The following is a 15,100-nucleotide window of genomic DNA, read 5'->3' as shown; positions in this document are numbered from 1 at the left end:
GAGAATATGACAAGCCTCAAACAAAATTTTAGAAAAACTACACAATTTTGTTTTAATTCGCCCAAAAGTGACGAAATAGAGGCTTGTAATGATATGAAGTTACAACAAATCAGAAAGAAAGTTTCACTTTGCGCATATTTGTTGTGCTAGAGCTTCGATCTTCTGTGTCAGCTTAGGAGCTTGTTGGGCGATGTCTCGTTGTTCTTGCAGAATGTTTTGCAAAATATCGCATGTCGTCAGCGGGTTAGCTAATACCACACGGAAAACAATAGTGTGGAGGCGATCCCAATGGGCTGGCGTTAATCTTGTGCGCGATACAAATGATCGACCGTTCTCACGTTGACGTTTTTGGATGAACTTCGTCCATTCATTTAATAGTCCGTTGAGTTCCGCTCGCTGATCGGCATTCGCAATTTCCAGTGCGTGTTTTATATGCTCTGGTAAGTAACGATAGGTCAGCAGGCAAAGCTCAGGGTGAGACACTAACTCAAAGTCAGCTTGTTGCTCAATCAATTCTGCAAAATAACGTGCTTTTTCGATACTTTGATCAATAAGTAGCTCATAACCCGGGCGGCTAATAATGTGCATTGCGGCGTAAACCAGCATCGCCATGCCCGAACGAGAACCTTCTAACGTGTGACTACCAAGGTCTTTTGAGCCTTTACGCAAAATATATTGGGCATGATGCTCGATAGATTTCATTGAGCTTGGATCTTTAAACAGAACCATGCCCGCACCCATAGGAATATAAAGCTGTTTATGGGCATCGATCGTTACAGAGTCGGCTAATTCAATACCATTAAGTAGATGACGGTAGTTGTTCGACATTAACGTCGCGCCGCCCCAAGCCGCATCAACGTGGAAATGACACTCTTCTTGCTGGCAGATCTTAGCAATGTCGCGTAGTGGGTCGATAGAGCCAGTTTCTGTTGTACCAGCCACACCAACCACAGCAAATGGCTTAATGTTTTTCGCCTTAAGCGATTTGATTTGCGCCAATAGGTCATCAGGGCAAATGCGGTTATCGCTATTGGTTTTCACCGCAACGAGACTTTGCTGACCAATACCTAAAACATCAGCCGCCTTTTTCAATGAATAGTGGCCACGCTCAGAAACCAAAATCGCAAGGCCATCGTAGCCATAATGTTTCATGGCTTGGAATAGGCCTTCTTTTTCTACGCCTTTGAAGCCATTTCTCGCGCGCAGTGCGTTGTTGCGAGCCACCCAAAGGGCAGTGATGTTCGCGATTGTGCCGCCAGAGCAGAATGCTCCAAGCGAGTGGTTGGCACTGTGCATCCACTTATCGTAAAAGCCATCTTGCTGAGCATAGATAAGGCGATGAAGCATCCCCAGAACTTGACGCTCTAAAGGAGTGAAAGCTTTTGAGGTTTCAATCTTCACCAAGTTTTGGTTCAGGGCGATCATGATCTTTGACAGCGGCATTAAGAAATACGGCAGGGCAGAAGTCATGTGACCAATAAAGCTTGGTGCAGAAGTATGAACCGAATGGGAGACAAGATTATCAAGCAGGTGCTGAGTATGGTCTGAGACAAACTCAGGTTGCTCGGGTATCGCGGCATTAGAAAAGTCTTTTTCAATCTCACGCAGCGGTTTTTCTTCCGCCACTATGTGCTCTCGCAAAAACTTGTTTAAGTTGCGCGATAGTTTTTCTTCTATTTGAGTGAGTGTTGAGTCTGGGCCTTCTGGGACGGTGAAAATTCGAAGTAAACTCTCGAAGCTCACGTCAGCCGTTCTTTGTTCCGATACCATGCAAATACACTGCTCTTATCATTCTTGTTGCAGCCGAACAATCTAAACGAAAATGGGACTAATGTCCCGCCTTAATTGAATAATCTTAGATTTCTTATTCAGTAAATAGCGGCAAATTGTATTGATTTTGTTCATTAAAAGTAAGAAATGGCGGGGCTAGATCCTATAAATAGAAAACCGTCAGGCTTGGCTGACGGTTTGTCTTCTAATCTATATAAGTTATAAAGCGCTTAGAATAGAGTTAGACGTTTACTGGCACTCGGTTTGGGCAATTTCGCTAACGGATTGATTGTAACGTTGTAACGCTTTGTCGATCTTGCTTGGATGGCTGAGTAAATCGGCTAACGCAGAGCGTAACTCATAGTTTTTTGGATGCGGCTTTGATTGGCGGTCAGTAAAGGTTTGCTCAGCAATCTTACCTAATTCATCAGCTCGCTTGGCTAGCGCTTTGATTTCTTTTTGTTCGAGTTGTAACCAGCCTTCCACTGAACGTTCAGTCGCCACTTTGCTAGGGTCATTTTCGAGATAGTGTTTGACCGCCGCGGCATTGAGCGCGAAATGGTGCTGGCGACCTTCTAAATACCACTGGCTTACTTCGGCTAGCTCTGGGTATTGCGCTGAGGTGAGCTCGGCGAGATCTTGATACCAGCGCATAGAGGCATCTACGTACGCGTCGTACTTATTGGCCAAGCATGCGTTATCAGCGGCAAAGCTGGCAGAGGCGAGGGTGCTCAGCACTAATGCAGTTATCATCCGTTTCATCAGGCTTCCTAATTGTTATAAGTATTGCTTTATTGTAAACGTAATTTGTCAAAAATCCTGAGATCTAACCTGCAAGAGAGACAAAGAAAAGCATTAATACGGGTACTAACAAACTAAGAATAAAGCCACTAACAATCGCGACGGGTACGCAGCGCACACCGCCCGTGGATTGGATGACAGGCAGTGTGAAGTCCATGGCAGTCGCGCCTGCATAGCCAATCGCGGTACATGGCTTAGTACGAATCACCATCGGGATGAGTACCAGCGCAACCAATTCACGCAATAGCTCAATCATAAAAGAGACGCCGCCGTAGATAGGGCCGAAAGCATCACCCATTAAGATGCCAGCTAACGAGTACCAGCCAAAGCCAGATGCCATAGCTAAACCGCGGAAGATATCGATATCTAGAATTAATGCCGCAATGATGCCACCAAGAAACGAACTCGCGATGACTAAAGCCGCGATACACATCCCTTGCTTATTAATTAGGATTTGCTTGAGAGTAAGGCCACTATTGCGCAGTTGGATGCCAATAAAAAACAGTAGCACGATTAAGATCCACTCACTGGCGGTATCGACCCATGAGAGATCAATAGGTAATAAAAGACCAGCGGCTAAACCAGCACCGACAACCAAGATAAGCTTGAGTGATTCTAATGCCATGCTGGAAAGGGGGAGTTTACTATTTTTGATGTCGGTTTCTATCGGTAAAAATCTATCGATAAGCGGCAAAATAGCAATGTTACATGCGCCTAAACTGAAGAAGAAAGTCGCGGTGTACTTGATTAAGATTTGAAGGTTTTGCCCAAGGTCATCAAGCGCAGCAAGACTTAACCCCATTAAGGCGAGGATCACCAAGATTAGGTAAGAGGTTGTGCTGTTGATTCTTTCGAGTAAACGCTGATTTGAAATCGATATAAAATACCCCACAACAAGTGGGGTAAAGATAAATAACATCCCTGAGAACATGGTCCTTCCTGATCACTAAATGCCGCTGGCGCTGATAAGTTCATCAATTTTCGTATTGAACTCAATATCACCTAAATTAGTGAGTTTGTACAGAACATCTGCACCGGTAACATCAATCTCAATAGAATGTTCGTCGATGGCTTCATCTTGGCGTCTGAACATTAGGATGTGGTTGGCGATTCGCGCAATATCAAGGTAGGAGATTTCTGCGTCTTGATGCTGGTTATCTTGGTTGGTTGCCACGTCAACGAAGTCCGCATCGAAGCCCCATTTGTTCAACACTAACTTGCTCGCAGAAGAGCATAGGTTGTCGAACACGCGAAGGGCTAAATCCCAATCAAGGTAGTTACCTTTCTCTGAATAGAGGTAGTACTCGTTTACGATGCAAAATAAGCCAATGTCGGCCAGTAGGCCGGTTAGAAGAGCTTTGTCAGTATCGAGTATGCCGTAGCGCTGAGGATCAGCGTTCTTGAACTCTTTAGTTACCATGACCATGGTAGCAGACAGCTCTTTCGAGGTAATCGCGCTCTTACGTAAGATGGCATTACATTCGTCAGATAGGTTTACGGAGTTTTTGAGTTGCTCGATAGCTTGCGCAGTAACAATATCTCGCACGCGCAGCATGCCCAAGCGGGAAACGGCGGTAATGATTTCAGTGCATTCAATATTACGGCGGTTAAAGATAACCGAGTTAGCCACGCGGATGACAGCAGCAGTTAAGCCAGGGTCGGCAACTAAGCAGTCAGCGATATCAACCACAGTAGCGGAATCTTGAGTACAGAGCTTTTGTATTTTAAGGACAACTTCGGAAATCGGCGGCAAATTGATTTTGCCTGACTCTATAGAGCTCTCAAGGAAATTTGCGAACTCGCTCTCAAGACTCTGAATGATGAGATCTTGGTTATTTGGCAGCCAATAAAAAGATAAATGAGTCATAAATTAATAATGATGAATTATAGGCGGTTAGTGTACCGTTTCTCCGACTAAACAAGCAATCGTTCATTATCAGTTGCTGACAATTCACAGAGTAATTTTAACTGCGTCGAATAGTGATTTTTTTGACGCATGGTGTCAAGTTTATTTTAGGATGTGATTCTAGTCTCATATTTCCTGAAATTCGGTCTTATTGATGTGAAGTATGACCAGACTTATTTTGTTTCGTTAACTATCATTTCAGCTATCAAATTTAAGGGTTGAAGCTTCATAAAATACACTACATTTTCAACCTAATTTTTTCGCTTAAAAACGCTGCTATCTGGTGATCATAAATAATCGGGGCTTTTCTAGATTAGAAGGATCAATGGATATGACAGACCAAATGTTTATTCAGTACGTTGGCAAATATGGGAGCTTTCAGAAGCGTTCAATGTTTGGCGGAACTGGCCTCTTCCAAAATGATGCCATGTTCGCATTACTCAGCGCGGAGCGCATTTTTATCCGCGGTGGTAAAGAGTTGGATGAAGATCTGATCGCTTTAGGGTGTGAGAAATATCGTCATGTAAAAAAACAGACTACAGCAACAGTAAACTACTACGATATTACTGAGCTGTTTGACTCCCGAAACAAAGAGTTAGATGTTATCGTTAAGAAGTCGATAGACCTTTCGGTTTCTCAACGTAAATTTAAACGATCGTCAGCAAACCGTCGCTTACGCGATTTGCCAAACATGCAGCTTACTCTTGAGCGTATGGTTAAAAAGGCGGGTATTGATGACGTGGATACATTTATCGAAATGGGCGCGCCAACCGTGTTCTCTAAAGTTAAACAAACTTACGGCAGTGACGTCGATGTTAAGCTACTTTGGAAGTTTGCCGGTGCTATCGAAGGTATTCACTGGAAATTGATTCAGGAACCACGTAAGCGTCAGCTTTTAGCGAGCTGTTCATAAGGCGTTGTTTATAAGCGTTAGTTTGGTAATACCAAACGCTGTTGATTCTAGAAGACACCGAGCGATTACGCTCGGTGTTTGTTTTTATGAAAGAAACTATCTCACTACCTTCGTTAATCCATCGTATTGGCCGAGAGCAGCTAGATGTTGCTCGTGATCTTGCGACTCAATATCAATGCCAACTGAAACGAGTACGTCGGTCTCGGCATTGGCAGTTAATCGGTGAAATTTCTCATATATCCGATTTTTGCACCCAGTTATCCCAACTGTCACAAAGTCGTTTTATTCAAGACAAAGTGGAACGGCACTTAAATTCACTAAAACCTTCCCTTTCAATAGAGCAGCAATTAGCAGCGCTTATCGAAGCCAATCCAGCGATCACATTAAGTGAGTTGATGAGCGAGACAAATTGCACTCAAGCTGAGGCTCGTCGAGCGCGTTTTGACGCCGATGCTTTTTAGAGTCGCCCTCCTGATATTTCATAAAGGTTAAAAAAGTGCTTTACCTCAAGTTAAGTTAAGGTTTTAGAGTGTTGATATTCAATTAGGAATAATCAAAACGCAAGGAGCACTTTTATGACAAGTTACGTTGAACATGCAAATATCTCAGTAGTAGATATGGCACATACCACACAGTTCTTATTAGCCGCGATTCCATCTTGGGAAGTTAGAGGTGGTGGTGAATATCAGAATGTTGATGGTGAAACCGTTGAGTGGAATCATATTGGCGATGAGCAATCCTATATCGCGCTAAACTCATTGGGAGAGGGTACGCAAGGAGAGTGGACCGACCGCTTTACCGGTGTTAAACATATCGGTATTGCTGTGCCAAATGTCGATAATCTAATTGCGCGCTTATCTCAAGCTGGTTTTGAGTTAGACCATTGGGGCGCTGAGCACCCGCACCGGAAAAATGTTTACTATGTTGATAAGCATAATGTGCAGTTTGAATTTATTGAGTATTACTCTGATAAAGCCGAAGAGCGCAATGATTACCAGCAGTAGTTTCCTTTGCTGTTTGACTCGCTAACTCATCTTTTGGAGCGCTTGAATCTCACCAGCTAAATAAGTGTTCTCGCCAAGTTTCATGTAAATAACGCCGTCTAAAATTATAGATGGCGTTATTTTTTGTCGCGAATTTCTAAGATCTAGACCTGTGTCATGAATTATTTTACAGCTAGAAATTATAGTGGCCGCCTTTTTCGCTTGTTCCATTGGAACTCCATACATATCTAAAAACATAATAAGGTTTCGGATGTTTAAGAAACTATCACTTAAAAACAAGCTTGCCATATCAGCAAGTACGGCCATTATTGTCGGGGGACTATTGGTCGAAGCTTTGTCGTTTAATGCTTCGTTGCAAAGAATGGACACTGAGGTTGAGCAGCGCCTAGAAAGCACTACTGCTTCTTATAATCAGTATGTAACTGATTGGTTGTTATCAAAAGAGAGGGCACTAACGTCGCTTTCTCAAGAGGTATCAAAAGACGCCATCGTTACTCATCTAAAACAAGTAAAAACATCAGCTGCATTTGATAATGTATTTTTGGCTTATCCTGATGGTAGCCAAGACAATGCCAATGGCGTCGTCTTACCGCCGGGTAATGATGATCCGCGTAAATGGGGTTGGTACACAAATGCGATGGCTAACCCAAGCAAAGTCTTTATGGATAACCCAACTGTTGCCGCTGCGACAGGTGCCAATGTTGTATCGCTAGGTAAAGCGCTCAATTTGCACGGCCAACAAGTCGTGCTTGGTGCTGACGTTGAAATCACTGATATTTTAAATAGCTTACAAACGGTGATTCTACCGGGTGACGGCTACATGTTTATTGCCAACGACCAAGGCAACGTCTTTACTCACGCCAACACCAAGCTATTGAATAAATCTGTGAACGAGTTGGGTTTGAACTTCAATACAATTAAAGGTGCGGTTCAGTCAGGTAAAGATGAGTTGATTGAAATCGACGGTCAAGAGTTTGTTCTTTACGCGCAAAACATCGACGGCACTTCTCTTACCACGGTGACTGTACTTAATTACAACTCGCTGGTGGCGCCGTTATTTGATGCTGTTTGGGGGCAAATACTGGTGACGGCGATTGTGGTGGTGATCTGTACACTGCTGTTTAACTTGCTGTGTAATATTCTGTTTAGGCCGCTGAACAATGTTTCTCAGGCACTAGAGCAAATCGCCAATGGTAGCGGTGACCTAACTCAGCGTATTGAAGTTGAAAACGATGATGAAGTGGGCAAGTTAGCTCATAACTTTAATACCTTCGTTGGCAGCTTACAGAACTTGATTCGCCACATTCGTGAGCAATCTGAATCTATCAATGCTCAATCAGATAGCAGTACTCAGCGCGCGCAAAGTGCAGTGGCTGAGATTAATGCCCAGCAGCAAGAAATTACTATGGTTGCAACGGCAGTGACTGAGCTTGCCAGTGCAACACGTGAGATCGCGTCTCACGCTGAGCAAACAGCAGAAGCGGCGCATGGTTCAACGGAAAGCACCAACTCAGGTCAATCTTTAGTATTGAGAACCAAAGATTCTATCAATAGCTTGGCCAATGAGCTTGAACAAGCAAGCAATGTTATTGGCGATCTAGACCGCCACGCGCAAGAGATCTCAACGGTACTATCAACCATTCAAGGTATTGCTGAGCAAACCAATCTACTTGCATTGAATGCGGCGATTGAAGCCGCACGTGCGGGTGAGCAAGGCCGTGGCTTTGCCGTGGTCGCAGATGAAGTTCGTGTACTATCGCAGCGCACGCATTCTTCAACGGAAGAGATCAAAGCAACAATTGATACACTGCAGCAAATTACAGCGCGAGCAGTAGGATTGATGGGCAGCAGCTCTGACTTGGCGAACACTTCCGTGGTTGATGCAGACCAAGCAACCGCAGCCCTAGGCGAGATTCATCATGCAGTATCATTAATCAGTGATATGGCGACACAAATCGCAACCGCGGCAGAAGAACAAACGCACGTGACGGGTGAAATTACGCAAAACATCACTTCGATTAAAGATGTAGCCGATCAGTTGGTGGTGGATACTCAACAAAGCTCGACAGAATCAAGTAAGTTGAAAGGCCAAGCCCAAGACTTAACCGACAAGGTTGCGATGTTTAAGCTATCTTGATTTATGGTTTGATTTAATCGCTAAGGCGCTTCTTTTTAGAAGCGCCTTTTTTATAGTATTTTTTCTATAGTGAGAACTGGAATTGAGCGGCGACAAACGCATGATCGCTTGCTTGTTTATCTTGTTCGAAACTCGGATTGATAAGGTGTTTGTCGAGAGTGGTGTAATCAATCGAATCGATCAGCGAATAGGGCGATTCGATTTGAAGCTCTTGCGAGACCAATATGTAGTCGAGCACATTGCCTTTGGCAAAATGGTAATGGGTCGCAGGACGAGTAGCGCACGGATGCTTATCTTGGTATACCTGCCAGCTATCTTGTAGCTGTAGCGCTAAACCATCAGATTCAACCGGCTTAACCAGTAGGCTTGTGGTATCACTGATTAGCGACTGGTTGAAGTCTCCAGTTAACACGCTTGGCAATGGATTTTGAGCATATTGTTGCTCCATAAACAGTCTAAGCATCAGCGCTTCCCAGCCTCTTTGTTGGCTAGAAAGCCAAGAGCCTAAGAGCGGATGATTGAACGAGCTCTCTGATAGTTCGGTCCCGCGTTGCGATTTTAGGTGACATACATAAACTGCAATATGGCCAATAACCGGTATATCGACCACAGCATAGATCGGTTGGCGACTAAAATTAGGCGCATGAAATTCTGCGTTATTGGTTAGTGGCGGTACTGCTTGATGGTGAGTAATTGGGTATTTTGAAGCGAGGGCAACGACCGGCTTTGAATAGATATAGTCATCTTCAATATGCGGAGTATCGACTGTAACAAAATACGGAAAACCTATTTCAGCAAACAGTTTCTCCGTTTCGGCAATACTGAATACCTCTTGAATTCCAATAATATCGGGGTTGAGCTCTGCAATCTGTCGCTTGGTCCAATCACACTTATCTTGCCATTGAGCCTGATCGTAGATGTTCTCAAAGTCATAAAACGCATTGGGTGGCGCGACAAAGTTAAATAAGTTCGCGCTAGCGATAGTGAGATTGGGTTGTTTAGACAAATGATAGACTCAATGGTAAAGCGATTAGTGATCATCTTACGCTAAAACGCTGCGCAATGAGAACAGGGTTAATTGACGTTGAACGATAGTTGGAAAGTCGCAAAATGATTCACCGTCGATGATACATAAGAAAAGCTCGCACAAATGTGCGAGCTTTTCTTTAGATGTAAATTACAAAGTGAGTTTTTCCACCATGCCTTTATCGTAGTGGTCACCTATGTTGCAGGCGATCTCAACTTGGTTTTTGCCATGGAAGTGCCATAAGAACTGACGCGCTTTTTTAGGCTGAACGACGATAGAGTTGTTGGTGTCATGCTCCATACCTGCCATTTGCGCCATCATAGCGCGGTGCTTTTTCAATTCATCGCTAGAGCCAATTGAAAATTCATGGATTTGTGTGCCAGTGTTCATTACGACAAACTGAACAACGTCATTCGGCTCAATGGTGACGGGCTTTTTGAACGTGATGGTATTGTCATCACTTAAAATCACGTGAACCACTTTATCTGGCTTTGCACCTTTCGCGGGCATACCCACTTCAGACATGCCCGGCATGTTCATCATCGAGCCATGATCCATTTTAGAATGGTCCATCTTTGCGTGATTCATTTGCGAATGATCCATATTTGAGTGGTCCATTCCCGAGTGATCCATGCTGTCGGCCAAGGCTAGTGGAGCGGTGAAGGCTAGGGTGGCGATTAATAGTGTTTTCATGCTGTTTCCTTTTGAGCTGAATTTAGTTGTCGTTGTTTCCAAAGTTTGAATATGGCGGGCAGTACTAACAGTGTGAGCAGCAGCGCAGATGCCATACCACCAATCATTGGTGCGGCGATACGTTGCATCACTTCTGAACCTGTTCCGTGCCCATACATAATTGGGATTAAGCCAATAATCACGGTGCTTACGGTCATCATGACGGGGCGAACGCGCAGACCTGCGCCTTGGCTAATCGCGTGGTTTAAATCGCGGTCATCAAGAGGGCGCTGAGCTTGATTTGCGCTGAGTTTGCTCTCATCCCAAGCTTGGTTTAGGTAAACCAACATAATGACGCCGATCTCTACTGCGACGCCTGCAAGGGCGATAAAGCCGACACCTACCGCGATAGAGAAATTGAAGTTGAGCAGATGCATGAGCCACAAACCGCCCACCATAGCGAGTGGCAATGTGGCCATGATGATCATGACCTCACCAACACGTCTAAAGCTGAAATAGAGCAGTAGCATGATGATGGCAAGTGTGACAGGGACAACCACACTCAAGCGTTGTTTTGCGCGCTCCATGTATTCATATTGCCCAGACCAGGTTAACGAGTAGCCTGCTGGCAACTGCAGTTGCTCGGCTACCGCTTGTTGGGCTTCTTGTACGTAAGAGCCTAGATCTCGGCCTTCAATATCGACGAATACCCAACCGTTCGGACGTGCGTTTTCAGTCTTTATCATCGGTGGGCCATCTTCGTAGCGAATGTTCGCTACATCACCAAGCGCGATACGCGCGCCGTTTGGTGTCACAAGCGGTAAGTCTCGCAGTTTCACCACTGAGTCACGGTAATGCTGGGGGTAACGTACATTGATCGGATAACGCTCTAAGCCCTCAAAGGTTTCACCTACCTTCATGCCTCCAACGGCAGTTGAAATCACTTGCTGGATGTCAGCGATGCTTAACCCGTAGCGCGCGGCTTGGCGGCGCCGAATATCAATGGTGACGTAGCGGCCACCAGCAACACGCTCGGCATACACTGAGGTGGTGCCGTCGATGGCATTCAATATTGGCTCAAGCTGCGATCCAAGTTTTTCGATTACTTTAAGATCGGGGCCAGAGAGCTTGATGCCAATGGGAGTTTTAATACCGGTTGCTAGCATGTCGATACGCGTCTTGATTGGCATTACCCAAGCGTTAGTAAGACCGGGGAACTGAACCAACTGATCAAACTCTTGACGTAATGACTCAGTGGTGACGCCGTCACGCCATTGGTCGCGAGGTTTTAACTGAATCGTCGTCTCTATCATGGTGAGAGGCGCTGGGTCTGTAGCCGATTCAGCGCGACCAATTTTGCCCCAAACGGTTTCTACTTCCGGTACGGTTTTAATCAGCTTGTTGGTCTGTTGTAGTAGCTCGCGCGCTTTACCAATCGAGATGCCTGGGTAAGTGGTTGGCATGTACATCAGATCGCCTTCATCAAGCGGCGGGATAAACTCACTGCCCAGCTGTTTGGTTGGGTAATAAGCCGATGCCAATAGCACCATCGCAAACGCGATCATAGATTTTGGATAGCGTAGGCTGAGGTTGAGTAGTGGGCGATAAAGCGATACCAACCCTTTATTGATAGGGTTCTTGTGCTCAGGTAGCACCTTGCCACGAATAAAGTAACCCATCAAAACTGGCACCAGTGTTATGGCTAAACCTGCCGCAGCTGCCATGGCATAGGTTTTGGTAAAGGCAAGTGGAGAGAACATTTTGCCCTCTTGGCCTTCTAGCGCGAACACAGGCACAAAGCTTAAGGTAATGATAAGCAGTGAGAAGAACAAAGGCGCGCCAACTTCTTCTGCAGCTTTACCGATCACTTGCCATCGATTTTCATCAGTTAATGGGGTTTTCTCGATGTGTTTATGGACGTTTTCTATCATCACGATCGCGCCATCAACCATGGCTCCGATCGCAATGGCGATACCACCTAAAGACATGATGTTGGCATTAATACCTTGCCAATGCATGACGATAAAGGCGACTAAAATACCAATCGGTAGGCTGATAGCGATAACCAGAGACGATCGGATATGGAATAGAAACAGCGCACAAACCACAGCAACAACGATGAACTCCTCAGCAAGCTTTTGCCATAGGTTATCGACTGCTGCATCAATCAAGGTTGAACGATCGTATGTGGTGACAACCTCTACTCCTTCAGGTAGGCCACGTTGCAGCTCTGCCAGTTTGGTTTTCACTTGTGCAATAACCTCACTCGCATTTTCACCAAATCGCATCACGATGACGCCGCCAACCGCTTCGCCTTCACCGTTAAACTCAGAGATACCACGGCGCATTTGTGGGCCTAAATTGATGTCTGCAATGTCACCAAGCAGTAATGGTGTTCCTTTCTCTGTCACTTTAAGTGGCAAAGCGCGTAGGTCATCCATACTGGAGAGATAGCCCGAGGTTCTTACCATGTGTTCTGCTTCGGCTACTTCAATTACCGATGCGCCTGTTTCTTGGTTACCTTGATTAATCGCTTGGTTTACTTGCTGCAGTGTGAGGTCGTAAGCGCGTAGCTTGGCTGGATCAATTTGTACTTGATACTGTTTGACCATACCGCCAACGGTGGCCACTTCAGACACACCCGCGACAGTTTGCAGCTCATATTTTAAGAACCAGTCTTGCAAACTGCGCAGCTCAGCCAAATCGTGTTTGCCAGTTTTGTCTTGCAACACATAGCTGTAGACCCAGCCCACACCTGTCGCATCTGGCCCAAGTGTCGGCTTGGCCTGTGACGGGAGGTTAGGTGCAACTTGGCTTAGGTATTCAAGCACGCGCGAGCGCGCCCAATACATGTCAGTATCATCGTTGAAGATGATATAAACGTATGAGTCGCCAAAGAAGGAGTAACCGCGAACCGTTTCAGCGCCCGGAACGGCCAACATCGCAGTGGTGAGCGGGTAAGTAACTTGGTCTTCGACTACTTGCGGGGCTTGCCCCGGATAGCTGGTTTTAATGATGACCTGAACATCAGATAGATCAGGAATGGCATCGACAGGGGTGTTTTTTACGCTGTATAAGCCGGCTAATGTCAGTAGTACCGTTGCCACCAAAACGAAGAATCGGCTTTGGATGGACCATCGAATTATCGCGCCGATCATAGTGACTCTCCTTGCGCTTCGATTTGCATTAGTTGCCATTCGCCGCCTTGGTTTTCGACTAGAAACCGAATTTGCTGACCCTCACTAAATGGAGATAAATCGAACGAATCAGAAACGGAGAAATTTTGCTCTCCAGCTTGCCATTGAATCGAATCCTGCGGTTCATGGCTGACGGTGACCATGCCGAAATCCGCCATGAGCATGGTAATCGTGCCGTTAACCCAAGCCTGAGTTGGAGCGCTGGCGTCAAGTTTGATATCGGTGAGCAAGTATTGGCCGTCGGCATCTTGCTTCATCTCAAATTCAATCGCTTGGCCTTTGCTTAAGCCAGAGACGTCGACTTGAGAATCGAGCTTGAAGTTCATCACCATGCCAGGCCAATCCCATTCCGGAACAGGCTGGTGGTTGAGCGTGATCATCTGATGTTGCGGCATTAAGTCTGTGATATGGCCGCTTGCCCATACTGACGTAGCGGGTTGGTCGATGCCATTAATACGCGAAAGGTCGGCGCTTTGGCTAGATTCAGAATCAAGCATGAATTGCGCTGAGGTGACGACTTTATCGTCGGTTGTTAATCCATCGAGCACTTCTACGAAGTCACCTGCTTCACGGCCAACTTCGATACGGGCTGAACGGTATTTCCCATTACCCAAGGCCAACACAACACGGCTCATATTGGCAGAGTGGATGACGGCGCTGCGCGGTATAGTGAGCACTGCTTGCTCGCTGGTTGGGGTAAGTTCAATGTTGGCAAACATGTTGGGTTTGAGCTCGCCGTTCGGGTTGTCAAATTTGAGTCTTACCCGAAACGTACGCGTAGCGGGGTCAAGAATGGGGTAGAAGTAATCCACTTTCCCTTGCCATGTTTCACCCGGTACTGCGTCGAGAGTCATGTTGGCGCTGCTGCCTTGTTTAATCCAATGTGCTTGTCGCTCAAACAGTTCAACATCAACCCAAACTTGCTCAAGTGGGCCAGCACTAATGACGGTTTGTGCCGGAGAAAGGTAGCCACCTTCGCGCACATTCAAGGTCGCGATGACACCATCGGCGAGGGCTTTTATTGCGATATTCTGCTTGGCTTTGCCACTGCGATAGATTTGATTTATTTGTGTGGTATCGACACCTAGTGCGGCTAAGCGTTCTTTTGCACTGGTGATGAGGTTCTTGCGTCCGGTACGTTTGGCATTAAGCAATTCTTGCTGCGCTTTAACCAGTTCAGGAGAGTAGAAGGTGAATAGTACATCGCCTTGGCGAACTCTTTCACCGGCGGCATTGACGTAGAGCTTTTCTACCCAGCCACTGGCGCGTACGTTGGTTTGCCAAAGCGTGCTTTCGTCAAATGCAATGTACCCGACCGCTTGAATGCTCGGCTGCAGTGGTTGCTCAATCACTTGCGCGCTCTTTACACCAAGGTTGTTTTCAACGGCTGGTTCAATGGAGATCGTACCCGGCGCTTGTTGGGCGGTATCATCTTCAGCAAAAACAGGGATAAGATCCATCCCCATTGGCGATTTACCTGGTTTATCGCGTTTGTAGTTTGGGTCCATTGGCGCAACCCAGTAGAGAGGTTCATTACTCTCTTGAGAGTGTTCGGTTGTATGCGTGGTATCGCCCAGCCAATGCTGCGCCGTAAAGCCAATAGCGCCACCTAAAATGCTACCGATAGACAAAGCTAATGCTGCGACTTTGATTGATTTCATGTTGTGTCCTTA

The 15,100-nt window shown here is 45.9% G+C and carries 13 protein-coding genes; 4 read left to right on the top strand and 9 right to left on the bottom strand.

Going from position 1 to position 15,100, the window contains the following annotated elements; translation table 11 throughout:
• Positions 1-123: 123 nt before the first annotated feature.
• From panP to MU515_RS01395, 4 genes are all read right to left on the bottom strand, one after another.
• Positions 124-1,770 (bottom strand): pyridoxal-dependent aspartate 1-decarboxylase PanP, encoded by a 1,647-nt coding sequence (panP, locus tag MU515_RS01410; protein ID WP_260258576.1) that lies wholly within the window; start codon positions 1,768-1,770, stop codon positions 124-126.
• 249 nt (positions 1,771-2,019) lie between these two features.
• Positions 2,020-2,532 (bottom strand): hypothetical protein, encoded by a 513-nt coding sequence (locus MU515_RS01405; RefSeq protein ID WP_260258575.1) that lies wholly within the window; start codon positions 2,530-2,532, stop codon positions 2,020-2,022.
• A gap of 64 nt (positions 2,533-2,596) precedes the next feature.
• A complete protein-coding gene (locus MU515_RS01400) occupies positions 2,597-3,502 on the bottom strand; it encodes a LysO family transporter (RefSeq protein WP_260258574.1) in 906 nt (301 codons plus the stop codon).
• 15 nt (positions 3,503-3,517) lie between these two features.
• On the bottom strand, positions 3,518-4,438 hold the full coding sequence (locus tag MU515_RS01395; protein WP_260258573.1) for an HDOD domain-containing protein: 921 nt from the start codon (positions 4,436-4,438) through the stop codon (positions 3,518-3,520).
• Positions 4,439-4,802: 364 nt separating this feature from the next.
• Between MU515_RS01395 and MU515_RS01390 the strand changes: the two genes are divergently transcribed.
• The 3 genes from MU515_RS01390 (at position 4,803) to MU515_RS01380 (ending at position 6,394) form a co-directional block, all read left to right on the top strand.
• Positions 4,803-5,390: a TfoX/Sxy family DNA transformation protein gene (locus tag MU515_RS01390; protein WP_260258572.1), complete on the top strand. Its 588-nt coding sequence runs from the start codon at positions 4,803-4,805 to the stop codon at positions 5,388-5,390.
• Between the two features lie 86 nt (positions 5,391-5,476).
• Positions 5,477-5,851, top strand: a complete 375-nt coding sequence (locus MU515_RS01385) for a ribosome recycling factor family protein (protein WP_260258571.1) — start codon at positions 5,477-5,479, stop codon at positions 5,849-5,851.
• A gap of 114 nt (positions 5,852-5,965) precedes the next feature.
• Complete coding sequence (locus tag MU515_RS01380; RefSeq protein WP_260258570.1) at positions 5,966-6,394, top strand: VOC family protein; 429 nt, start codon at positions 5,966-5,968, stop codon at positions 6,392-6,394.
• A gap of 21 nt (positions 6,395-6,415) precedes the next feature.
• Here MU515_RS01380 and MU515_RS01375 read toward each other — a convergent pair whose 3' ends face one another.
• Positions 6,416-6,604 carry a hypothetical protein gene (locus tag MU515_RS01375; protein WP_260258569.1) on the bottom strand — a complete coding sequence of 63 codons (189 nt, stop codon included), beginning with the start codon at positions 6,602-6,604 and terminating at the stop codon, positions 6,416-6,418.
• A 40-nt stretch (positions 6,605-6,644) separates the two neighbouring features.
• On the opposite strand from MU515_RS01375, the gene MU515_RS01370 reads away from it, so the two are divergent.
• Positions 6,645-8,531: a methyl-accepting chemotaxis protein gene (locus tag MU515_RS01370; protein ID WP_260258568.1), complete on the top strand. Its 1,887-nt coding sequence runs from the start codon at positions 6,645-6,647 to the stop codon at positions 8,529-8,531.
• A gap of 64 nt (positions 8,532-8,595) precedes the next feature.
• On the opposite strand, the gene MU515_RS01365 is transcribed toward MU515_RS01370, so the two are convergent.
• From MU515_RS01365 to MU515_RS01350, 4 genes are all read right to left on the bottom strand, one after another.
• Positions 8,596-9,537, bottom strand: coding sequence for an endonuclease/exonuclease/phosphatase family protein (locus tag MU515_RS01365; RefSeq protein WP_260258567.1), 942 nt, complete (start codon positions 9,535-9,537; stop codon positions 8,596-8,598).
• 171 nt (positions 9,538-9,708) lie between these two features.
• Positions 9,709-10,251, bottom strand: a complete 543-nt coding sequence (gene copI, locus MU515_RS01360) for a copper-resistant cuproprotein CopI (protein WP_260258566.1) — start codon at positions 10,249-10,251, stop codon at positions 9,709-9,711.
• Positions 10,248-13,388 (bottom strand): efflux RND transporter permease subunit, encoded by a 3,141-nt coding sequence (locus tag MU515_RS01355; RefSeq protein WP_260258565.1) that lies wholly within the window; start codon positions 13,386-13,388, stop codon positions 10,248-10,250. The genes copI and MU515_RS01355 overlap by 4 nt, the downstream gene beginning before the upstream one ends.
• Entirely contained in the window at positions 13,385-15,088 is a 1,704-nt protein-coding gene (locus MU515_RS01350) for an efflux RND transporter periplasmic adaptor subunit (protein WP_260258564.1), read from the bottom strand. The genes MU515_RS01355 and MU515_RS01350 overlap by 4 nt, the downstream gene beginning before the upstream one ends.
• Positions 15,089-15,100 lie beyond the last annotated feature (12 nt).

Origin of the sequence: Vibrio intestinalis, from assembly GCF_025195085.2 — a bacterium.
Lineage (GTDB): Bacteria > Pseudomonadota > Gammaproteobacteria > Enterobacterales > Vibrionaceae > Vibrio > Vibrio intestinalis.
The sequence above is the reverse complement of the archived record's forward strand: the minus strand, read 5'-3'. Positions and strand labels throughout refer to the sequence as shown.

Coding starts and splice junctions, on each gene's coding strand:
- MU515_RS01380 (WP_260258570.1), top strand. CDS start 5,966: ATGACAAGTTACGTTGAACATGCAAATATCTCAGTAGTAGATATGGCA.
- copI (WP_260258566.1), bottom strand. CDS start 10,251: ATGAAAACACTATTAATCGCCACCCTAGCCTTCACCGCTCCACTAGCC.
- MU515_RS01405 (WP_260258575.1), bottom strand. CDS start 2,532: ATGAAACGGATGATAACTGCATTAGTGCTGAGCACCCTCGCCTCTGCC.
- MU515_RS01370 (WP_260258568.1), top strand. CDS start 6,645: ATGTTTAAGAAACTATCACTTAAAAACAAGCTTGCCATATCAGCAAGT.
- MU515_RS01350 (WP_260258564.1), bottom strand. CDS start 15,088: ATGAAATCAATCAAAGTCGCAGCATTAGCTTTGTCTATCGGTAGCATT.
- MU515_RS01390 (WP_260258572.1), top strand. CDS start 4,803: ATGGATATGACAGACCAAATGTTTATTCAGTACGTTGGCAAATATGGG.
- MU515_RS01385 (WP_260258571.1), top strand. CDS start 5,477: ATGAAAGAAACTATCTCACTACCTTCGTTAATCCATCGTATTGGCCGA.
- MU515_RS01400 (WP_260258574.1), bottom strand. CDS start 3,502: ATGTTCTCAGGGATGTTATTTATCTTTACCCCACTTGTTGTGGGGTAT.
- MU515_RS01395 (WP_260258573.1), bottom strand. CDS start 4,438: ATGACTCATTTATCTTTTTATTGGCTGCCAAATAACCAAGATCTCATC.
- MU515_RS01375 (WP_260258569.1), bottom strand. CDS start 6,604: ATGGAACAAGCGAAAAAGGCGGCCACTATAATTTCTAGCTGTAAAATA.
- MU515_RS01355 (WP_260258565.1), bottom strand. CDS start 13,388: ATGATCGGCGCGATAATTCGATGGTCCATCCAAAGCCGATTCTTCGTT.
- panP (WP_260258576.1), bottom strand. CDS start 1,770: ATGGTATCGGAACAAAGAACGGCTGACGTGAGCTTCGAGAGTTTACTT.